The 21988-nt window shown below is 55.3% G+C and carries 18 protein-coding genes; 5 read left to right on the top strand and 13 right to left on the bottom strand.

Going from position 1 to position 21988, the window contains the following annotated elements:
- Positions 1 to 9: 9 nt before the first annotated feature.
- Entirely contained in the window at positions 10 to 2871 is a 2862-nt protein-coding gene (locus tag CIK74_RS03695; RefSeq protein WP_096254420.1) for a Z1 domain-containing protein, read from the bottom strand.
- A complete protein-coding gene (locus tag CIK74_RS03690; protein WP_170947730.1) occupies positions 2858 to 4327 on the bottom strand; it encodes an ATP-binding protein in 1470 nt (489 codons plus the stop codon). Before CIK74_RS03690 ends, CIK74_RS03695 begins: the two co-directional genes overlap by 14 nt.
- Positions 4328 to 4708: 381 nt before the next feature.
- Between CIK74_RS03690 and CIK74_RS03685 the strand changes: the two genes are divergently transcribed.
- Positions 4709 to 5089: a hypothetical protein gene (locus tag CIK74_RS03685; RefSeq protein WP_096254418.1), complete on the top strand. Its 381-nt coding sequence runs from the start codon at positions 4709 to 4711 to the stop codon at positions 5087 to 5089.
- 519 nt (positions 5090 to 5608) lie between these two features.
- Here the strand turns inward: CIK74_RS03685 and CIK74_RS03680 are convergent.
- From CIK74_RS03680 to CIK74_RS03665, 4 genes are read right to left on the bottom strand one after another with little or no spacing between them, the layout of a single operon-like run.
- Positions 5609 to 6931, bottom strand: a complete 1323-nt coding sequence (locus CIK74_RS03680) for an MFS transporter (RefSeq protein ID WP_096254417.1) — start codon at positions 6929 to 6931, stop codon at positions 5609 to 5611.
- 5 nt (positions 6932 to 6936) lie between these two features.
- Positions 6937 to 8085, bottom strand: coding sequence for a galactonate dehydratase (dgoD, locus tag CIK74_RS03675; RefSeq protein ID WP_096254416.1), 1149 nt, complete (start codon positions 8083 to 8085; stop codon positions 6937 to 6939).
- Positions 8082 to 8726 carry a 2-dehydro-3-deoxy-6-phosphogalactonate aldolase gene (locus tag CIK74_RS03670; protein WP_240520449.1) on the bottom strand — a complete coding sequence of 215 codons (645 nt, stop codon included), beginning with the start codon at positions 8724 to 8726 and terminating at the stop codon, positions 8082 to 8084. Before CIK74_RS03670 ends, dgoD begins: the two co-directional genes overlap by 4 nt.
- Before the next feature lie 41 nt (positions 8727 to 8767).
- Positions 8768 to 9760, bottom strand: a complete 993-nt coding sequence (locus CIK74_RS03665; RefSeq protein WP_096254415.1) for a 2-dehydro-3-deoxygalactonokinase — start codon at positions 9758 to 9760, stop codon at positions 8768 to 8770.
- A gap of 150 nt (positions 9761 to 9910) precedes the next feature.
- Here CIK74_RS03665 and CIK74_RS03660 point away from each other — a divergent pair, with 150 nt between their 5' ends.
- The 4 genes from CIK74_RS03660 to CIK74_RS03645 all read left to right on the top strand — a co-directional run bounded on the left by CIK74_RS03660 (position 9911) and on the right by CIK74_RS03645 (position 14454).
- On the top strand, positions 9911 to 10699 hold the full coding sequence (locus CIK74_RS03660) for an IclR family transcriptional regulator (protein WP_096254414.1): 789 nt from the start codon (positions 9911 to 9913) through the stop codon (positions 10697 to 10699).
- Positions 10700 to 11154: 455 nt separating this feature from the next.
- Positions 11155 to 12030: a winged helix-turn-helix domain-containing protein gene (locus CIK74_RS03655; protein WP_170947728.1), complete on the top strand. Its 876-nt coding sequence runs from the start codon at positions 11155 to 11157 to the stop codon at positions 12028 to 12030.
- Positions 12000 to 13211, top strand: a complete 1212-nt coding sequence (locus CIK74_RS03650; RefSeq protein ID WP_096254412.1) for an AAA family ATPase — start codon at positions 12000 to 12002, stop codon at positions 13209 to 13211. The genes CIK74_RS03655 and CIK74_RS03650 overlap by 31 nt, the downstream gene beginning before the upstream one ends.
- Before the next feature lie 4 nt (positions 13212 to 13215).
- Positions 13216 to 14454 carry a restriction endonuclease gene (locus tag CIK74_RS03645; RefSeq protein ID WP_170947727.1) on the top strand — a complete coding sequence of 413 codons (1239 nt, stop codon included), beginning with the start codon at positions 13216 to 13218 and terminating at the stop codon, positions 14452 to 14454.
- A gap of 289 nt (positions 14455 to 14743) precedes the next feature.
- Here the strand turns inward: CIK74_RS03645 and CIK74_RS03640 are convergent, their stop codons facing one another.
- From CIK74_RS03640 to CIK74_RS03610, 7 genes are all read right to left on the bottom strand, one after another.
- Positions 14744 to 15304 carry a histidine phosphatase family protein gene (locus tag CIK74_RS03640; RefSeq protein ID WP_096254410.1) on the bottom strand — a complete coding sequence of 187 codons (561 nt, stop codon included), beginning with the start codon at positions 15302 to 15304 and terminating at the stop codon, positions 14744 to 14746.
- Entirely contained in the window at positions 15301 to 16443 is a 1143-nt protein-coding gene (locus CIK74_RS03635) for an ABC transporter ATP-binding protein (RefSeq protein ID WP_096254409.1), read from the bottom strand. Before CIK74_RS03635 ends, CIK74_RS03640 begins: the two co-directional genes overlap by 4 nt.
- Before the next feature lie 23 nt (positions 16444 to 16466).
- Positions 16467 to 18209 carry an iron ABC transporter permease gene (locus tag CIK74_RS03630; protein ID WP_096254408.1) on the bottom strand — a complete coding sequence of 581 codons (1743 nt, stop codon included), beginning with the start codon at positions 18207 to 18209 and terminating at the stop codon, positions 16467 to 16469.
- A gap of 10 nt (positions 18210 to 18219) precedes the next feature.
- Positions 18220 to 19239, bottom strand: coding sequence for an ABC transporter substrate-binding protein (locus CIK74_RS03625; RefSeq protein ID WP_096254407.1), 1020 nt, complete (start codon positions 19237 to 19239; stop codon positions 18220 to 18222).
- Positions 19240 to 19311: 72 nt separating this feature from the next.
- Positions 19312 to 20145 carry a metallophosphoesterase gene (locus CIK74_RS03620; protein ID WP_096254406.1) on the bottom strand — a complete coding sequence of 278 codons (834 nt, stop codon included), beginning with the start codon at positions 20143 to 20145 and terminating at the stop codon, positions 19312 to 19314.
- The gene (locus CIK74_RS03615) at positions 20142 to 20849 is read right to left on the bottom strand and encodes a tyrosine-protein phosphatase (protein WP_096254405.1); all 708 of its coding nucleotides are present in this window, start codon (positions 20847 to 20849) and stop codon (positions 20142 to 20144) included. Before CIK74_RS03615 ends, CIK74_RS03620 begins: the two co-directional genes overlap by 4 nt.
- Before the next feature lie 152 nt (positions 20850 to 21001).
- A complete protein-coding gene (locus CIK74_RS03610; protein ID WP_170947726.1) occupies positions 21002 to 21931 on the bottom strand; it encodes a MurR/RpiR family transcriptional regulator in 930 nt (309 codons plus the stop codon).
- Positions 21932 to 21988: the final 57 nt, after the last annotated feature.

Below are 21988 nucleotides of genomic sequence, written 5' to 3'. Positions count from 1 at the left end.
TTTTATTCCCTAGTCAATCTCATAGTTAGTGCGAAGCAAATCTTGGGCAACGGTGTTATGCCAGTAGAGCGCGACACCATCTTCTGTTTCATTTGCAAGCGAATCTTTGTCACTCGGGAACGCGATCTTAATGCCAGCCATGAAGTTCAAATCCAAGGGTATCTTGACTGGCACCTGCTGATCATCGGATTTCTTCATGGTTCGCTCCTCGACCTCCGGCGTCATAAGGTAAAGCAGAACTGCCGGGCGTGTTAGATACTGGTAATACTCGTCTTCTTTTTTCGCCCGTCGTCCAAGCTTGCGTTCCATTTCCGCATTCGTTTCGTCGTCCAGCAGATATCTTAAGTCATGCGTACTTGCTAACCGTGCGTTCCTTCCTTGAACCAAGTAGAAATCATCGCGTATCTCGACTTTTCTCTGAAGTAGTCGAGGAATCTGTTTATCCGCAATCAACAAGGGTTTCGCGTCGCCCTTCTTATCACCTGACATGACGATCAAATCCCAAGTCTGATACTCATCTCGCGTGGCGCTTCTAACTGCAGCAGATAGAATTGCTGAATTCATATACTTGTTAAATGGCGAGATAACGAAGTTTTCGACAAGTTCCGCGATCTCATCCTTCGGTATACCTCGATGAATGACACGGTCACCGTTTACACTTTCCGCGAGACCTACAGACTGAATGAATTCTTCGACTCGTTCTTGATTGGCGCGAAGTGATTTGATGTCCTTCGGCAACTTCGCTGTCTCTAGAATCTCTCCATTAAGGTCGACCCTCATTGGTCGTTTTTCTGCATTTCTGAGTTTATTTGCCGCGGAAATTGCGAGAGATTCTGGCCTAGTTGCGACAACTAGGCCAAATTGCTTCGGTTCCCTTAGGTTATTACTCATCTCCCGTAACTGAGACTTTAGATGAGATATTGCACGTTCTGTGTTTCGGTAATCCAAGATGTTATCTTCATTAATCCAAACTCGGACAATATCGAAGTATCCATCGCGGTATCCAAACCAACGGGCCATCTGCATCAACGTGTCGACCGCCATAGGGCGCCGATGAAAGTAACTTACGATCAAATTATCTAGCGTGAGTCCACGGCTTAGGAGATCGCCACCAATAGCTATCTGACGGCTGGGGACTTCCGCGGAATATTCTTCGTCAGTTCCAAGAGAAGTTGGTTTGGAGTTATAGACTTTTGTTCGTATTTTATTCGTGGATTCACCCAAGTGCTTTATCAGAACTTCCCACGACATTCCGCAATCGATAAATTCTGCATCATATGTCTTTTTCAAGGCATATACTTCAGTGTTACTCAAGTCGTCTAGTGCCGCGAATGAATCGATTTGACTTTGCAAGCTAGCTACATATTCATGGACGAGTTCCGCTAAATAATTTTGTACATCTGTATATTTCGATACGTTAATTAGCATCGACCTTGCTTTGTTCCCATTCCCTCGGTAATCAAAAATAGTATTAGCGACAAAGTAGGCGCGAATTGATTCCTTGAGAGACTCTGGTAAATATTCGACATAATGATCCTTCTTGTGTCGAATAGGAAGCACATCCTTACAATCTTCGATAATTCTTAGATTATCGTCGACCGGTTCATCAATTGTTCCGAAATATCTACGGAGGCCTACGTAGTTGCTCGGAGCCTTAAGTGCATGAATGTAGTTTGAAGGGAAAAGATCCTGCACTACGATTTTATTTGGAGGGACATTCTCACCATCCGCATCTTTGTTTTTCTTCTTACGGACTATTTCTGCATTAATTTCATCCTCAGCTTCGTGATTGATGAAGATGTTTGCAAACGGTGTTGCGGTGATCGCCATGTACGAGGACCGAGTAAAGCGGGTCAATAATCTGCGTATGGCTTGATTGATCTTGGTAGGGTCGTTTCCATCTTTCGACGTGTCGACCGATGCATAATCGGATTCATCGTCAATTAGAAGTAGCGAAGCGTCTGCGACTGCTTTTCCTTCGGCTTGTCGTTTAGCCCACTTGTCGAGAGCGTCCAGTACATAGCTATTTTTCTTCACTACGAATACGTGTGGGTATTGCGAGTCGCCCGTAACAGCTGGGAAGTTTTGTCCCTCACTGATCAATTGCAAATAGTCATAGTTGGCCGTAGTCATTCCATAGGATTTGTTAGACCGGTCGAATTTCCGAATGCCTATAGGCTTATTTCGGGTACCAGCAACATCATTCACTGCCCTGCCTAGAAACTTACTGTCCTGTCCGATGAAACCTTCATCTACGCGTTCTTGGGTTTGTCGCCGTAGATATTCGGTATTTCCCGACAGGATTACAATTACACGATACCCAGCATCTGCAGCTTTATTCGCAAGACCTAAGAACATTTGAGTTTTTCCGGACTGAACATCGCCGATGGCCAAGCCCTTGCGGGGCCATTGGGTCTTCTTACCCTCAATTGAACGTGGATCACCTGCTAGGTCAAGAATTTTATGCGTTGAGTCATCCAATTCTTGAATAGACTTCCACGAACGACCCTGTTTTCGCATAAATAACTTATATGCGTCCCAGCGCTTTGTCGGAATCTCTTCATTTTTAATTGCATCCGACAACCATGCTACGTGCGGGGTCATTATTGTTCCACCTGCGTCGTCGCCGTCGCCTGGGTCGATATCAGGATAGTATTTTTCGCACATTCTACGGACGATTGTTTTCATTTGGCCCGGGGTTAAAACGAAGTCCATAAGAACGAGAGGTGCAAAGGCTTCTAGGCGCTCAGCGATAATTTCTTCGGTAATTGAGTTACCCTCAGATTCATACTGAGTCAGAAAACCATCAATCGTACCTTCCAAGCGGCTAATTTTCAACGCAGTTTCGCTCAGTGAATCAGGCTGCTTCAAAGGATCTCCTCAAGATTGTCTCTGCCATAGAGTGACCCTCAAATGGTGGAGTGTTTATGAATGATTCAACAAATTTGTCCGAGTTTTCGAATGAGCCTTTCATGGCATTGGCTAATCCATCAGCAATTTTTTCTAGCTCTTCGGACGTATCGTCGCTAGAGAAAATTTCGTCCTTACCGAGTCTATTGAATATGTTGTCAATCGGAATGCTTCTCTCGAGAAGAGAAAGAGCAGAATTTATTGTCTTCTTTTGGTCTTCATCGGATGCTACATGCAATAGCGCTTGTATTAGTGGATTGTCATCGTTGATTTCTACGGTGAAGCCATCCCGTAGCTGGACTACATTCCACAACGGAGCAAAGCTCGGGGTTGATACTGTTCTCCCCTTGTACGTGAATACTCTCTTGCTCGGTTCGATCATTCGATTCGCATAGGTTCGTAGCCGTTCTCTGACAGCGGGTGGTGGTACTGCCTGAGACTTTTTTATGTCGAGGGACCACAAGTGGTCAAGGACATTCGGGATCTCCACTGCGACTCTGGCCAGCTTCCCTAACTCTTGTTTGGTTGCCATTCTGAACCAAGTTCCCCAGATCACCAGCCTGTTCTCTCTATATACATAAAACCCTTGGCTGTCTCGGAATGTCGATCCGATTTGTGCAGTCGCAAATTCCTCGTCGCTCATCTTACTTCGATGCGGAAGCGTGAAAGATTGAATCTTTATTGAACTGTCAGCCACTTTCTCAGACTGTATCGGGCCTGGAATAGTTGACGGATTTTTTTCAAGCAGTGGGGTCGCAGGCTTCACTGCTGCATTGTTTACGAATATAGATACATCGCGGGCAGCCGTTACCGCATCGTCTAGAAAGCGATGGAATACTAGACCGATGTGATCCTTTGCTTCTTTGAGCTCGTTGGCAAGATGCTCAATATAGCCTTCGTAATGATCATCGAACCGGTCGAGATTCTCCCATACGACTAAGGTTCCGTTTCGGAGCGATTCAAGCGTTTTAAGCTCCTGAATGCTTGAAGCTTCTTCCCTATCAAGGAGAAGCAATTCCCACTCCCCAACTGCAGCGACATGGTCTAAATCCCAACGTAGGATACTAGTTTTTCCATCTCTGCGCGTGGCCAAAGTAAGAACTCGTCCCTGTGACAGGGAAGCGGTCTTTAATCCAAGACCAAAACGTCCCAAGTCGCCTCGTCTCCTACTGTCAGAAGATGACCGGCCTGCAAGCTTCATCGCGGTCATGGCCTCATCAAGGTCCATTCCTTTTCCATTGTCTAAAATGGAAATGGTCCGATGCGCAGAGGGCAGGGCAACGATTCGTATCGTCGTTGCGCCGGCACTTATGGAATTGTCGATAATGTCTGCCAAAGCAGTCGAAAACGAATACCCAACAGCCCTCATTGATTCAAGCAGTTGCGCATCCGGAACCAACGGAATCTTAGTTGCCAATTCATCCCTCAAAAATTTTGTATGCATTCCTAACGACCGCTGCACAACCTTGAACTGGCGTTCAAGATACTTGCAAAGTTCGTCACATTAGGAACGTTATCATCTCGTCCCTACAATTTGTCGATTTTGTTTACTGTCCTCGTAACCGAAAAAGATTGCATTCGAAGGGGTTCTCCAAGATGCATGTACTTGTCAGTTTTCTAGTCAAGTTACTTTTGGAACCGAGATTGAACTGTTCCAACCTTCGGCATTCAAAGTTATTCAAATACCCTATTGCGAACGTCAACTCAAACGAAGAAGATTTTGAAGTCTAGATATGTTTCAGTTTCGTAATTTATTCTCTGGCAACTTTATACAGCCCCCGCAGGATTCTCGGGCGTAATGCCGATCTTCGATAAAATCAAAATGGGCGCATCGGTTAATGGAGGCTGGGGCTACTGTCGCGTCCATGGGGCATACTCAAATCAGCGCATCTGCTACCCCGGCAATTGTTGGACGGCTATCCCCCGAGACGAACGCAAGATGGTCTGGGTCAGGCCAGCCGAGTATCAAGCCCTTTCGACGCGTTCCAAGATTAAAGGCGCGAGCATAATGGAGGACGAGGCGGGGTGCGCTATCTGCAGGGATTCTTTTAATGCGCAGCAATCTGCTTCATGGGACGCATATATTGCACTCGAAGATCTACGTGACGCGGCCATGTCCGGCAATGCAACGTTACAGGCCTTCCGGATCCTCCTCGGCCACGCCATCATGAAGCTTTAGAACCTTCCAACACGCTCTTAGCGGATTCCCACTCTTGGGTTGGTTCCGTCGATCCGTGCAATCGGGGACGTATATGATCACGCCGCTACTGAACCGGTGATGGGTTGGTTCAAGAACGCGGCAGTGGATTCAACATTCAGAACTGGTCCGTTGGCTACTGAAGCTGATATCTCCGGCTCCGTGGTGGATTGGGATCATTGTTGAAACTGTGAATGGTGCATTCAACTCGGATGTACTGTATTCCGGTGGAATTAGAAGAGCTCTTTCATGATGAAATGAGCGGCTAGTTGCCCAATGTCGTCACCAGTGAACTAGCAGCATAATTTCCAGACGATTCAGCAAGCCTCTTCAGAATGCGAAGGAAGTCAGTAACGCTTCTCGTTCAAAATTCAGGCTCAGAGAAACATTTTATCCAAAATGCAGACTCTTTCTCGATAACACTATGTTTGTCATGCAAAAGTCAGGTCCGGTTCCGTATGAAACGGCTCCGGACCTGACCTCACTACAAGCTAGATCACTTTAGCTTTCTACGCGCTGTACCTTACCCACGAGGAAGACGTATGCCAGAATTCCTACGGCAGCCACAACTGTCATGTAAATGAAAGCTGGACCAAAGTCGGTGGCTGACACCAGCAAACCAATCACAATTGGGGTGGCAATCGAAGACAAGTTACCGATGAAGTTAAACATGCCTCCGGTCAAGCCGATCAGGTGCGATGGCGCCATGGCGGATACCAATGACCATGTAATCGATGCCAAACCATTTCCGAAGAAGGCAATAGACATAAACATGATGACCATTGCTGTGCTATCGGTAAAAATCGCACCAATCATGCTCATCGAGAGCAGCAGGCCAACGATAATTGGCAGCTTACGCGAAGTGCCTAGGCTTGCACCACGCTTGAGCATCAGATCCGAGAGCACGCCACTGATCAGGACGCCGACCAACGCAGCGACAAAAGGAAGCGACGCCAAGAAGCCAGTCTTGATGTAGTCCATCTGACGGTACGTCACCAGGTATGTCGGGAACCAAGTTAGGAAGAACCAAAGAGTTGAGGTCAGACAGAACTGACCAATATAGATTCCCCACAATTTGCGACGTCCCAACACCAAAACAAAATCTGCCTTGCTCAGCTTTGGCTTGGCCTCTTTGGTCTTGGTGCTGCCGAGGTCAACAAGTCCGCCACCTTCGCGGATATAATCCACTTCGGCAGCATTGACTCGCTTCGAATCGACCGGGTTGCGGTATACGAAGTACCAGACCAGGCCCCACACCACGCCTACTCCACCGGTAACTACGAAGACCCAATGCCAGGTCAACGCGTGCTGCAACCACAGTAGAACTGGAGTCAGCAGTGCCAGTCCAATGAACTGGCCCGAGGTGTAGAAACCGATAGCCGATGCGCGTTCACGCTCTGGGAACCAGGCGGTCACTACCTTGTTGTTGATTGGGTAAGCCGGCGCTTCAAATCCGCCCACCGCCATTCGCAAAACAATCAGTGCAACAAAACTGCCAGCCAAGCCCATGAAGATGGTCGCTACGGACCACAGCACCAAACAAATTGGGTACAGCAGTCGAGGCTGAACTCGGTCGACTAGCCATCCGCCAGGTAACTGCATTGCAGCGTAGGTCCAGCCAAACGCGGAGAGCAACAGGCCCTGTTGTGCGGTATCTAAGCCAAATTCGTCGGCAATGAGCGGGGCCGCCACCGAAAGGTTTGAACGATCCATGTAGTTGATAACCACGGTAAGGAACAACATGAGCGCTACGACGTAGCGCATTTTTGTGGCTTTGCCAGTTCCCTTAGAGGCGGGAGCTGACAACGCTGTCGACTGTGACATATGGTTTACCATTCTGCGAAGGACCCATCTTTGTGACGCCAAATTGGATTGCGCCAGCGGTGTCCTTCCGCTGCGCGTTCAATGACGTATTCTTCGTTGACGTCAATGCCCAGACCCGGGCCTTCCGGGATGGCGACCATGCCATCTTCGTAGGCAAAGACCGACGGGTCATTGACGTAGTCAAGGAGGTCGTTGGACTCGTTGTAATGAATACCCAGAGACTGCTCTTGGATGAATGCGTTATAGGCACCGGCATCAATCTGCAGGTTTGCGGCCAAAGCGATTGGACCAAGTGGGCAGTGCAGCGCAACGGCAACGTCATAGGCTTCCGCCATGGACGCAATCTTTCGCGCTTCGGTGATGCCGCCGCAGTGCGAAGGGTCCGGCTGAATGATGTCCACAGCTCCGCTGGCCAAGACATCTTTGAAATCCCAACGGGAGAAGAGGCGCTCACCCAGAGCAATCGGCGTACTGGAGTTACGTAGCGGTTCCAGCATTGATCCGATATTTTCGCTGAGCACCGGTTCTTCGATGAACATCAGCTTGTACTGCTCAAGCTCACGCAGCAGTACCTTCGCCATGGGCTTGTGAACACGACCATGGAAATCGACACCGATACCCACGTTCTCACCAACAGCGTCCCGAACGGCTTGGACGTTCTCCAAGCAGCCTTGGACCTTATCCCACGTGTCGATGTACTGTAGTTCTTCCGTTCCGTTCATTTTGACGGCAGTAAATCCTCGGTCGACCGCGGATTTCGCAGCAGCTGCAGTATCCGAGGGACGGTCCCCACCAATCCACGAATACACCCGAATCTTGTCGCGGACCTTGCCACCGAGCAACTCGTACGCAGGAACACCGAGCGCTTTGCCTTTAATATCCCAGAGTGCCTGGTCAATTCCGGCGAGTGCGCTCATCATGATCCCGCCACCGCGGTAGAAACCACCGCGGTACATGACGGTCCACAGATCTTCGATGTTCCGAGGATCCTGACCGATGAGATAGTCCGATAATTCATCCACAGCGGCCGCTACCGTTGCTGCTCGACCTTCCAAAACAGGTTCGCCCCAGCCGACGATTCCTTCGTCAGTTTCAATCTTCAAGAACAGCCAACGTGGCGGCACCATATAGGTGGTCAGTTTTGTGATTTTCATGCAGACTTCCTCATCTCATGGATCGTTCGGTAGGCGTCGACAAGCTTGTCTGCCCGTTTTTTTAGATCGTCTAAGCTTCTACCTGCTTTATAGAGGGAAGAACCAATACCAAATCCAGTAGCTCCTGCTTCGGCCCACTCAAACATGTTCTCTTCCGAGATACCGCCGACCGGGAGAAGCCTGATATTTCGGGGAATTACAGAAGTCCAAGCCTTGAACCCCGCTAACCCAACTTGCTCGGCTGGGAAAATCTTGACGTTTTTCGCACCGGCTTCAATCGCATCAAACGCATTGCTAGGCGTCGCAGCACCCGGGAACGAATCCATACCTAGTGCTACGGTTTCTTTGATCACGTTGATGTTCGTGCTGGGAGAAACAATAATCTGCGAACCCGCTGCATGACAGGAGCGAACCTGTTCGACGGAGAGTACAGTACCTGCTCCTACGACCGCATCGGCTGGCAGGGTACTGCGCAAAATTTCAATACTACGTAGCGGTTGCGGGGAATTCAGCGGCACCTCTAGTGCCCGGAAACCGCTCGCGTAAAGGCTTTCGCCCACGGCTTGTGCTTCCGCAGGGTTCATACCACGCAAGATGGCAACAAGACCGGATGGATGCAATGGAGTGAGGGTATCAATCACGACATTGTCCTTTCTCTTGGATCGTTTTTAAATTTCGAAATCTAAACTGATGAGGCCTGCAGCAACCCCACAGTGGAGGCAACCGACCAGAGGCCCCTTGCGGCCGTGCCCTGAAGTTCTCGAACTCGCTGGACATCAAATATCGCAAGAGCACGCGCATAGCGTTTGTTGAGCTCTTGGTTACCGCAAATTGTCAGTGCGGGAACTTCTCGGTCTTTCCATCGCTCAAGAACCGAACGAATTTCAGATCCGATCATCAGACCTGACAAGTAATCGCTGACTTCAGTTCTCTCCAACCTCCCGGTGAGCACCAATGTGCGTGCGGAGAATGCCGTCAGCATGACGTCAACCGAACCGGTAGATGACCGCGAGACTCGAACGCCACGATCAAACGCGTTCCAGTTCTCATCTGTCGCTGGATCCATCAGTTTAGACAAAATCGAATACTTACTGAGTAATGCGAAAGTCTCACCGGTCATCGAAGTTGAAAAATCAATGATCGTTTGTCCCTTTACTCGCACCCATTTCGAATGAGTGCCTGGGAGTAAAAAGAGCTGTTCATCCTCTGAATCGCATTGCTCAGTGTCAAGATCCAAAGCACCGAGTATTTGCGTCTCTTCGCCACGCATCACGTCCGGCAGTTCTTTTGAATCCAAGACCCCAGGGATGACATGCAAACGTTGTCCATGGCCTACCTCGACGGTGGCCAATTCAAGGTTCTGTGTGGATAGATCTGCAGGCGCCGGGCGATATGCTGCTTCGATCCATCCCTGTCGGCTCCCAACCATGCCGCAGGCAATGATTGGCGTTAAAGGAAGGGTTTCCGACCAATCACCACATAACTCTTCAAATGCAGCACCGAAGGCTACTTCGAGCACCAACGACTTCTCTTCGGCATTTCGGTTCACCTGCATAATCCCAAGGGGTTTGCTTCGTTCGGCCAGGATTTCACCGCCACGTCCCATTAGATAGGCGCGAGCAGATGTGGTCCCCCAGTCCAAAGCAATTAACTGGGCTTCGGCCATGTTTGTCATGTCTCCTGTTTTGTTCTCGCGGGTCTTACTAGCTTGCTGGAATGTGCTCCCATTCACATGTGAATATTGTCCGACTCATCCCAATAGTTCAAAGAGCGTTGCATATAGTGGGATGAAGTGAATTATTTTCCTACACGGGAGGAATCCCCAATGTCAGTAGAAGTTGAAGAAAGTGCTCCTGAACACCCGCCTGCCGGCACGCTGACACTTGCGCGTGGACTCGACATACTGAGAGCTGTCGGAAAGGGTGCGACCACCCTCAATGAAGTCGCAGCGTCTGCCAATATTGGAAAAAGTGCAGCTCAGAGAATGGTGAAGTTACTGGTCCAAAGAGGGTTTCTTCGCAGCAGCCACGGTACCGATTTCAGCCTGGGACCGGCTCTAATCGAGCTGGGCTTCCATGCGCTATATCAGAGTCCCGTTCCAGTGATAGCGAAACCGATCTTAGAAGAGCTCGCCCGCAAGTATCAAGACACCGTGCACCTTGCAGTCGAAGACGAAGCCCAGGTGCTTTACGTTGATAAAGTACCAGGAACCCGCGGTGCACAGATGCGATCTAGAGTAGGTCAACGTATGCCCCTGAGTCGCACTGGTATCGGCAAAGCGTTGCTTCTTGACAGCCCAGAACGTTGGGAAAAAACTTTCGACTCAGAATCCCCTGTGCAACAGTCATCTACCCAGACGAAAGAGGGCTTTCTTAGTCGCATGAAAATTTATGCTGAAGAAGGTACGGCGCTGGACTTGGAAGACAATGAGCCAGGCATCAGATGCGTGGCCGCACCGATTCGTGATGGTAGCGGAAAGGTCATCGCTGCAATAAGCATGTCTGCGACAAATCCCTACATGCCTGATGAACGAATGAAGGCATTGAAAGGAGTTATGGGTGCCACCGCCGCCCAAATTTCCCGAAAACTTGGATACTCAGGAACGACGTTCTGAGCTGTGATTCGTTTTGCGATTATTCGCTTCAAGGCCTTCGCTAATACGATATGAAGGGCTACTTCCACTCTGTGAAATTACGTCATTTAACGGCGTCTGACTGTGGGCTCCTACTCACACTCCATCCTCGAAGATTAATTGGTTCTTGGGCCGACAGACAGAAGCGAATTCCAGTATCGATTCAACGAACACTGCCGCTGGGCGGGTTCTTTTCTATCTCTTCTCCATGTAGCTCGTCGAGCGCTTCGAATACATTCCGGCATTCGGTCAGTGTCGGAGAGTGTACTCCACAGTTCCGTCGGTGCCCCAGCGTAATCTGCTAGTAAAGAACAAGGAGCTCACTGTGCCTACAACTGATAACAACGCGAAACGGGTCCAACTCGTCCTCAAACAACTGGCGGCCAGCCCCCAATGGGCGCGCTAAGGCATACGGTCCTAATTCGCTCGCTTCTGAAGTGTTCGACCTGGTACCTGCAGAAGGCGTCGAAGCCGAGACAAAATCCGACGGAAAGTCCCGTGGCGAAACGGAGCTCATGTGGTCCTCCGTCGACCTGGTGAAGGCCGGCTGGATCGAAAAAGACGGCACCGGACTGTGGAGTATCACCGATTCAGGGCGGTGTGCTCTCGAAGAGCACGAAAATGCCACAGAGCTAGTGGCGGAAGCGCGCCATCTCTATCAGGAATGGGACGCGCTGAGAAACGAAGATAAAGATGAGCAGCTTCGCACAATCATTGTTGCCACTAGCAAGGAGGAAGAAGCCGTTCGCAGTGCCGCCCAGCTTTTCGTGGATCGAGGACTGAAAAACGGTGAGTCCGCCTTCGCCCCAGGTCGTGAGGTTTGGTCACGTGGCCCCGTTGACGAGTTACGTGCAGTCTTTGTGGATAAACCGGACTTCGGGTCGGGAGACTTCGTCAATAAGCTCAAAGGACAGATGGCTCTGGTCTCGGATGACGCGCGGCTGTTAATGGCCGAACTTGTCTGTTGGCAGCTCCTCCCGATGGGCTCGAAAACCATCGGCGAGAGAAAGAAAACCGAGCGTGTGCAAACGCTCCTAGGGTATATGGACCACCCTGTGCAGATACCTGTCGAAGTTTCCAAGGCGTTCAAATCTGGTAGCTTCAATCCCGGCACAGCAATGAACCAAAACCTTTATGATGCTCTTGTTCTTATCATCAGCTTGCTGAACGACTGGTGCAACAAGTCGAGCGAGGAGAAAGGGACACTTCTTGAAAATGCTTGGGCCTGGCGTGGCTTAGTTCAAGGCTTGCCAGGAAAAAGTTTCCAACCCAACGGCATTCATTGGTCTACCTCGTTCACCCGCTCCAGATAACATCCGTCGCTTCTCTTGATTACAGGGAAGCCATCCGCGCGGCATTCATCGGCGGGATCGGCGAAAGCACCGGGGACCTCGACCATGATCTGCTCTCTATTGTGCTTCAACTTCAGGTCAAATCGGGTGAGGCAGTCAATTTCCATATACCTCCCTATGTCGAAGCATGGAAAGGCGGCCAAAATACGGAGCTAGTTGCTGATGATGAAGAGGAAAAGAACCTAGACCAGACAACGACCGCTCAAAACCGGGAACATAATCAAGGAGCAACACGCTCGTTCCCTCCAGCCACACAAGCCCTAGCCAAGTCCGTATTCATGGACTCGACATGGCTCCAAAAGCAGTTGAACCTCATTGAACGCCGTCGTCAGATCATCCTTTTCGGCCCTCCTGGCACAGGTAAGACGTATCTCGCCTTAAAACTTGCTGCGCATATCGCTGGCAATGACAGCTACACGGAGATCGTGCAGTTCCATCCAAGCTACTCTTACGAAGATTTCTTTCAGGGCTACCGCCCCGTCACCACGAGCTTGGGTAATTTAACCTATGAGCTCAAGGATGGGCCTCTGCGTCGGATCGTGGACCAAGCGATCAAGAATCCCGAGTACAACTACGTCCTGGTCATCGACGAGATAAACCGCGGAAATCTCGCTAAGATTTTCGGCGAGCTCTACTTCCTGCTGGAGTATCGCGACCAGCCGATCAAATTGCAATACAGCAAGGACGACGAAGACACATTCGTGATGCCGGAGAACCTCTTCCTCATCGGCACAATGAATACCAGCGATCGGTCCATCGCACTCCTCGATGCAGCCATGCGTCGGCGCTTCTCATTCGTTGAACTTCACCCGGAGAAACAACCGGTTAAATCCGTCCTCCCCCAGTGGCTGGAGCATCATCAGCTGGATCCTGAGCCTGCGGCGCTTTTGGCCGAGGTTAACGCCAGGATAAATAACCCTGATTTTCAGCTGGGGCCAAGTTATTTGATGCCCAAAAGCGGGACTTTCTTGGCAGGCCAGATGCAAGAAATCTGGGAGTACGACGTCCTCCCGCTACTGAGCGAACACCACTTTGGCGAAGAAGTCGACATCGAGGAGAAGTACGGCCTCGCTAGCCTCCGTGCACACTTGAAGAAAGAAGCCGCGGTACGAATCGAGAACTCGAACGCAGCGGATGGATAGGAGCATGCGGCAACTCGAACTATTTGAAGGTAGCCCTCCGAAGCAGCACACGTTGTCAAACGATATGGCATCAACGCTGAACCGTATGCGCATTGCCACGGTGACTCCGGTGGGTGGCGAACAGTGGACCGTTTCCAACGTTCGCAAGATCGGCGTTATTCGAATTGGTGACCAACAGATCCTAATTCGTCCCAAGGTTCCCGTCTCTCGACTGTTCTTCATGATGCAGTATGCCCTGCACCCAAAATTCTGGCGAGATGAGGAGATCCAGTTAGACACCGATCAGGATCTGCTCAGCGTCATGGCTGTGGCCTTCCTGCAGCAAGTCTCGAAGATCCGTCAGAATGGGATCATCCAGGGGTACGAAACTTTTAACGATGCGTTGCCGATGATGCGAGGCCGGCTAGATATAGCTGCTCAAATCAGTCGCAGGGGCGGGCTCGCACTGCCCGCAGAGGTAGTCTACGACGAATTCACAACTGATGTGCCAGAAAACAGAATGCTCGTTTCGGCACTTCACCGGCTCCTGAAACTTCCCATGCTGGACCCGGGGATTCGAGCTGGGCTACGCAAACTGACGCAATCATTCGTTGGCGTCAAACTCCACATTCCTGGCCAAGAACTACCTACTTTCCGCTACACAAGGATCAACTCCAGATATCGACAGGCAATACTCCTCTCCGAAGTAATTCTCCGAAACTCTTCGGTGGAGCAGGTCAAGGGCCAGCTGACAGCCAGTGCTTTCCTCTTAGATATGTGGAGGATCTTCGAAGATTTTGTCACTGTCGCCTTAGCTGACAGCTTTGCTGCCATCGATGGCAAAGCAACACGGCAGGAAACCGGAACATTTCTCGATAAGGGCGGGAAACTGGCACTACGCCCGGATCTCGTGTGGCACGGCTCGAAACAACGGCTGGCCATAATCGATGCCAAGTACAAAGCCTCCGATTCCGCGAACTACCCCAACGCCGATATCTACCAGATGCTGGCGTACTGTGTCCGCTTCGGACTTGATGCTGGACACCTCATATACGCAAAAGGCCCAGAAGATGTACTCTCCCATGACGTCATTGGCCACCAAACCACTGTGCACTGCCATGCCGTGGATCTGTCGCAACCACCATCTGGGTTACTGAAACAGATGTCGAATCTGGCTTCACTAATTGTGGATTCTGGGTCTCGAGAATTTACTGCATCCAATCCGGCTCCACGGACACCGCGGTTTAATAACACAGGCAGCTAGACAGGCGGATATACGGTCATCTACTAATCCCTGTAAGTTTTCCCGGGAATATATTTCGATATTCCCAAGAATCGGACCCGCCTCGAATTTGGCTCACAATGCTTGCCGAAGCTACATACCTGTTGTGCCCTCCGCGAATACCCGAGAAAAGTTTCTGGGAACTGCCTCCATAGCCATGCATTGGTTAGACACCATGCAAAAACTTATTTTCTACGGTGTGATCTGGTTGCTTGCCCTGGGTGCAGCACTAATCTGAACCACCTGCAATTTCCGGTCGGGGCAGGGATTTTTACCGTTTCTGCGACAGTCTTTCGTCGAGATCCAACAGTAGCCCCGCGTCAAGCTCCACGACTTCCCCGTTTTCCACCCGCGGATGATCCACCCCTCGCAGGGATGAGAGCACCAGACGGATGAGCGTGCCGTGGCTGACGACCACCAACCGCTTTCCTGCATGGGCCGACGCCAATCCGGCCAGGGCCGCGGTGCCACGCAGCACCACCGACGCGGCGCTTTCCCCGGCCTCCATCAGCTCGGCCTTGGCCCGCTCGTCGAAACCGGCAATGTCTGTGCCCTCCGCCGGCCCGTAGTCGCGCTCCACCAACGCGGGAACCTCAACCACGGCACCGGTTCCAAGCCGGTGCGCGATGATCCGTGCGGTTTCGCGCGCACGTCCCAGGGTGGAGCTGACCACCAAGTCCCAGGGGCCGGCCTCGGCGAGCGCCTCGGCCGTGGCCAGCGCCTGCGCCCGGCCGGTATCGTTCAGCGGGATGTCTGCCCTGCCTTGCAGGCGTGAGGCGCGGTTCCATGCGGTTTCACCGTGCCGCACCAAGGCCCATGCCTGCGGGTTCATGCTGCCCGGCCCTCGGCGGCGCCAGCTTCCTCACAGAACACGTGCGCCGATTCGATCACCGGACGAACCAGCTGCCCTTCCGTGGGGACCCAGCCGTCCACCAGCACGCGCAGCGCTGTGCCAGCCCAATCCACGCTGGTTTCATATCCATGCCTGCCGTAGAGCGCCGAAGTGACGCGAGCCAGCGGGGCACGGCCCGCCGTTGTCCCGATTCCGCGATTCTCAACAGGTTCCAGCCGCAACCCGGTGGGAGCCACCGCCGCCACGGCGCGGCGCGAGCGCGACACTGCGGTTTGCGGCACTCCCACAAACTTAATGCCCGGATTCCGGTGCACCTCCATGTGCTTGTTGAACCTGGCCCCGGGGTGGTCGGCGTGGAAGTTGCCGTCCACCAGCGTGCCGGGGAACAGCGTGGCGTCCGAGACAAAGGATGCGACAAAAGAGTTGGCTGGGTTTTCCAACAATTCGGCCGGGGTCCCCACCTGCTGGATCCTTCCCTCGTTCAGCACCACTACACGGTCTGCCAACCCGAGTGCCTCGGCCCTGTCATGTGTCACGTGCACCGCCGTCAGCCCCTGTTCGCGGGTCAGGGCGCGCAGTTCCAGCCGGAGCCTGGCCCGTAGCGGTTCATCCAGTGCGGAGAGTGCCTCGTCCAGCAGCAGCGCCTTCGGCGAGGCGACAATGGCCCGGGCCAGGGCGACGCGCTGGCGCTGTCCACCGGAGAGCGCGGCAGGCTTCCGTTTGGCGTACTCGGCCAAACCCACCTGTTCAAGCACCTCGGCCACCCGGTGGGCGAGTTGTGCCCGGGGAATACCGGAGAGCTTTAGTGGGTAGCCGACATTACCGGCCACGGAAAGGTGGGGCCAGATTGCATGGTCCTGGAACACCATGCCCAGCCCGCGCTTCTCGGGAGGCATCCATGTTCCTTCCCCCGCTATGTCCTTCCCGTCAATGGAAAGGGAACCGGCGGACGGGCGGAGGAACCCCGCAATGGTGCGGAGCAGTGTGGTCTTGCCCGAGCCCGAGGGTCCGAGCAGCGCCAGGAATTCCCCGTCTCGTACGTCTAGGTCGATCCCGTCTAGGCCCACGTGCCCGTTGGGGTAAACGAGGCCAAGATTTCTCATTTTAATGGTGGCCATAATGGCCCCCTTTCATGATTTTGCTATGTGTCGGTACGGCGGTTGGCCAGTGCCGCGGTCGCGGAGAGACCCAGGATCCCCGCAAGGGCCACTAACAGGGCCAGCGCGGAGGCTCCCCCGTAGTCGCCGGACTGCTGCAGGTTGAAGATGCTTACGCCCAGGGTCTGGGTGCCAGGGGCCACCAGCAGGATGGAAATGGTCAGTTCGCGCACCGCGGTCAGCAGCACCACCACCCCTCCGGTGAGCGCTGCGGGAACCGCTAGGCGGGCCGAGACATCCAGCAGGGCGCGCAACGGCGAGGCGCCGGCGGTGCGGGCAGCTTCCTCCAGCGTGCTTGACACCGAGGCCAGGGGCGCGCGCACCGATTGCACCACCAATGCCATGAACGCCATGATGTAGGCTCCCAGGATCGCCCAGGAGGTGTTGAAGATCCCTAGCATCGGGGCGATGAGCAGCCAGCCCACGGCAATCACCAAGCCGGGCAGGGCTTGGGGAAGGGTTGCCACCACGTCCAGGGCACCGTTACTGCGGTGTTTACCGCGGGTCAGCAGCAGCGCGATGCCGAGGCCCAGGACCGTGCAGCACACCGCCGCTCCCCCGGCCAGCAGCAACGAGTTACCCATCCCGGAGACGGCATTCGGCGAGGTTGCGGCGCGGATGATGTTTTCCAGGGTCAAGTTCTCCAAGGTCAGAGGGACGCCCGGGGCTGGGAGCAGCGCTTGGCTGGCCAATGCCAGCAACGGCACCAGGCAGATGATGCCGACCCACAGCCACAACAGCACCAGCACGGGGATCCGTGCGGCGCCCAGTTCCAGTTTCATGCCGGTTCCCCCACTACCCAGCTGGCTGCCGGAGGGCAGCTTGCGTTGGGCCAGCACCGCAAGAACGGCAAGTACCAACAGCAGCAGTCCAATCGCGGAGACGGCGGGCAACGGGTTGCTGGTGGTGCTGGAAGCCAGGTAGCGGTACACCAGCGTGGTCAGTGTCGTATAGCGTTCGGGCAACCCGATCAACGCCGGGATCCCGAAGTCAGACAGGTTTGCCACCAGCGTCAGCACAAATGCCGCCAATAGTCCCGGGCCCAGCAGCGGCAAGGTCACGGTGCCCAACACCCGGGCGGTGCCGGCCCCGGAGATGCGGGCCGCTTCCTCCAGGTTCCCCGGGATGCGCCGCATTGCGGCGGCGATGACCAGGTAGGCCATCGGGTAGGAATGCACGGCCAGCAGGAAGACCACTCCCCACCCGCCGAAGATGCTCAGCTGTGCATCGATGCCCAGCGAGGCCAACGTCTTGTTCACCGGTCCGTTAGCTCCGAGCAGCGCCATCCAGGCCATGGCCCCGATAAACGGCGGGATCAGGAAGGGAAGCAGTACCAGCCAACGCAGGGCGCCCCGGCCGGGGATGTTGCAGCGTTCGAGCACCACGGCCAGAAACACACCGGCCAGGGTGGCCAGCAGCGCCGAACCGGTCGCGCTGGCCACCGAGTTTAGTGCCGCCTCGGCCACGGCGCTGTCCCCAAAGACCTGTCGTGATTCGGGTTGAATTCCTTGGAGCGCCAGGGCCACCAGTGGCAGGCCAACCAGGAACGCCAAAACGACCCACACCCCGGTGCGCAGGGCACCGAGTCCGTCGCGCTCCCGCACCCGGCGCCGTTTTGCTCCGGCGTTGGAAGCCTGCTGAGCGGACGGAGGCGGCGCGGAGCTTCCGTCCGCGTCGGTTCTCGTCTCGGTCGCCGAACCGGTGGCGGCAATGCTGTGGGTCGTCATGGTCAAGGTGTTACTTCAGCAGCGAGTTGAAGAAGTCAACTGCTTCGGTCTGGCCGGCGGCGATCTTTTCCTGGTCCGGGTCCAGCAGGTTGATCTCACTCAGGGCAGGGGCACCCTCGGGCACACCTGCATCCTCGCGGACCGGCAGGTAGGACTGCTCCACTGCCAGCTCCTGGCCTTCCTTGGAGACCAAGAAGTCCACGAAGTCGTTGGCAAGCTCCTGGTTTACCGAGTCGGCAAAGACACCGGCAGGCTGGGAGACGTAGGGGACACCGTCGCTCGGGTAGCCCACGGCAATGGGCGAACCCTTGGCGGCGAGTTCACGGGCCACGTAGTCGACCACGATGCCAACCTCGGAGCTGCCCTCGGCCACCGCCTGGCCGACCGGTCCGTTGCTTTCCAGCACTGTTGGCTCATTGGCTACCAGTTTTTCCAGCCAGTCCTGGCCTAGGCCAGCTTCCTGGAACCACACCGCGGTGTTGAACGCAGCTGCACCCGAGACGTCGGGGTTAGGCATGGCGATCTTGCTCTTATACGTTTCCTCGGTCAGTGCCGCCCAGCTGGCCGGACCCTCGGTGAGGGCGCCGGTGTTGTAGGCGATGATGGTGGGGATGATGCGGGTGCCCACCCAGAATCCTTCCTCGTCAACAAACTTCTTATCAAGCTCGGCGGCGTTGCTGATGTCCAGCTTGGCCAGCGTGCCCTCGGCGGCGTAGGTCTCGAAGGTCGGGACATCGGCGGCGAGGATCACGTCGGCGCTGATCTTTCCGGACTGCTTCTCGGTGGCGATGCGGGTCTTCAGTTCGCCGGTGGCGGCGCGGAAGACCTCGACGTTGGTGCCGTCGTTGGCCTTTTCAAAGGCCTCCACGATCTGGTCGATCTTGGCTTGCGGCTCGGAGGTATAGACGGTGAGGGTCTTGGTTTCCGATACGTCTGCGGTGCCGGCAGGGTCCCCGCTGCCGGCACAGGCGGTCAGGCCAAGTGCGGGAATCAGCAGCATCGGGGCCAGAATGTTGAAGCGTTTTTTCATTTCTTCTCCTTAGAAGTGCCGCCCTGAAAAGGTGCGGCATGCGAGTGGTGAAAAGGGGATATGTGGGAGCCGCTACAGCAGCACGGGTTGCCTCACAGGCACAGCAACCTCACGGGTGAACACCGCCGCGGCGGTGGCCACCTGCACCGGGCTGGCCGACAGCGTGGAGCCGCCAACCTTCACGACGCTGATCCAGCTGGTGTCCAAGCCCTGGATCAGATGCGAAGGGGCAAAGATGTTGTGGTTGTAGGAGACCGCCGGGGCGACCCACACCGGGATGGCCCCGAGGTTCCCGGTGCTGGGCAGGTGGTAGTGCCCGCAGAGGATCGCGTGCACATCACTGCCCTCGAGCACCGCGGCAAGCTGCGCCGGGTTGGCCAGCCCGCGACCGACCAGCCCGGGCAGAGTTGCGTCAATGGGCGGGTGGTGCATGGCCAGCACGCTTCCACCCGGTGCGGGTGTGGCCAGCACGCCGAGCAGCCATTGCAGTTGCTCCTGGGTCAGCGTGCCCTGAGCTTGACCGAACCCGTGGCTTTCGAGCCCGATGATCCGCAGGCCGGCCACCTCGTGCACGGTGTCGGCTGGGAACGGGCCACCGGCCTGGCGGGTGCGGTTGAAGCCCGCTCCCACCGCGCCGGCCGGATCGTGGTTGCCCGGCACCACGATGACTGGACATCCCAGTTCCTGTTCGGCCCGTTCGAAGAGCCTGGCGGCGCGGTTGTAGATCTGTTGGCCGCGGTCGGCGATGTCTCCAGTAACAAGCACCGCGTCGGGAGCGAAGTGGGCGGCGGCGCTCAGCGCCGCGACGGTGCGGGACCAGGTGTCGATCCGTCCGTGCAGCAGCTTCTCGCCCTCCAACAGGTGGGTGTCGGTCAGTTGGACTAGGGTGGCCTGACGCTGGCTCATGCGCTGGGGCCAGCCAACTCTTGGCGTAATATTTCCAGCTCGGCGGGTGCCAAACCGTGGGCCAGCAGGTAGCAGGCGGCGGAACCGAAGCGTTCGGCGACAAGGTCAAGGGCTCCGGCAAGGGCTGGGGCCGGGCTTTGTAGGTGCAGGTGCAGTGCCGCCTGCAATTCGTCACCGTCGCCCAGCGCGGAGGCCAGTTCCTGGTTCACTCGCTCGCGGAAGCTGTCCGGTAGGTTTGCGGCACTGCGCGCATAGTCATCAAGGATCATTTTCCGCGGTACCCCTGCGACCTCCAAGACCAACGCCACCACTAATCCTGTCCGGTCTTTGCCCGCGGCGCAGTGCAGCAGCACACCGGAGGGCAGGGACGTCGCAATGGCGCTGACCGCCTTGGCTATTTCCGTGCCGCGGTCGTTGAGCAATCCGCGGTAGACCTGTTCAATGGGTGTGGACAGGGGCAGCGCTCCGCGATACAGCGGCACCTGGAGATATGCGGTACCGGCGGGGAGGAAGTCCGGGCGTGCGGCACTCTCGAAGGGCTCGCGCAGATCCACTATCGTGCTTACACCCAGTGCCTCAAGTTCTCGGATGCCGGCGGCATCCAGTGCGTTGGGGGCCGCCGAACGGTATAACCTGCCGAGTCCTGTGGAGGGGACCTGGCGCAGGTTCGGCACCGCGGTGCTGGCTTCCAAGATGCTCGGCATGCAGGATCATTCCTCAATTCGTTACCTCGTTCCCCCGGCGGGGAAACTTCGTTACAAATTGATTTCATCCTCTCCAGATGACCGGATGATTAACTGTTTCCCACCTGTGGGTGTCCGGACAAATAAGAATTCATCCAGGACTGAGGGGGAAGTCAGTCAAGGGCCTCTTCGTGTCCCTGCAACGTCCGCGAAAGCAGCCCGGCCAAGGCCTTAGACGGGCCGAAACCGGGTTGTCCCGCACGTTGCTGCACCGCAAGGTTCAGGGCGTTAAGCACCAGCATGTGCGCCACCCGGCTGGAGAGGATCTCGGAGGCGGCGCTGGCTGTGCCGGTGACCAGACAGGCGTCGGCAAGCTTGGCCAGTGGGCTCAGCCCGGTGCTGGTCACGGCAACGACCCGGGCACCTGCAAGCTGGGCCGCGTCAACTGCGTCCAGGGTATGGCGGTTAGCGCCGGAAAAACTGATGGCCACACACACGTCCTCGCGTTCCAGCAGACGTGCGGTGAATTGCTGGGCCAGCACATCACTCGGAGCGGTGGCCTGCCGCCCGGCCATAGTGAAGCGCAGTGCCGCATCCTGTGCCGGGATCGAGGAGCCTCCGGTGCCGAGCATCAGGATCGTGCCGGCGGTGGAAAGCATGTCAACCGCACGGGTAAATTCGGCCCTGTCCAGCATCGCCTGGGTAGCCTGCAAATCCTCGCGAGCAGCGGCAAAGACCTGCTCCAACAACCTCTCTTGGTCGCCGGGCAGACCCGGCGCTACGGAATCTTCCCTGAGCACCGCGCCGGGACCGGGATCCACGTCGTCCCGGCGGCTTTCCCGAGCGCCTGGATCCAGCTCGGCCAAGGCCACCGCATGGCGGGTGATTTCGGTGCGGAATTGTTGGTAGCCGGTGAACCCCAGCCGTTGGCAGGCACGCACCACCGTGGCGGTGGAGCAACCCGCAGCCCCGGCAACATCTTGGGCCGAATAGCCAGGAACCTCGGCAAGCCTTGCCAGCAGCACCTCGGCCACCCGGCGCTCGGCCGGAACCAATGCCATGGCTGCAGAACGAAGGTGGGCGAGAATCGCGGGTGCAGTCATATGTGTCAGCGGCGGCGTCATAGGGCAATGATATGGGCTTTGCTAAGAGATCCGGAG

It is taken from the genome of Glutamicibacter sp. BW77 (assembly GCF_002332285.1).
GTDB lineage: Bacteria > Actinomycetota > Actinomycetes > Actinomycetales > Micrococcaceae > Glutamicibacter > Glutamicibacter bergerei.
Note: the sequence above shows the minus strand (reverse complement) of the source record. Positions and strands in the feature narration are given on the sequence as shown.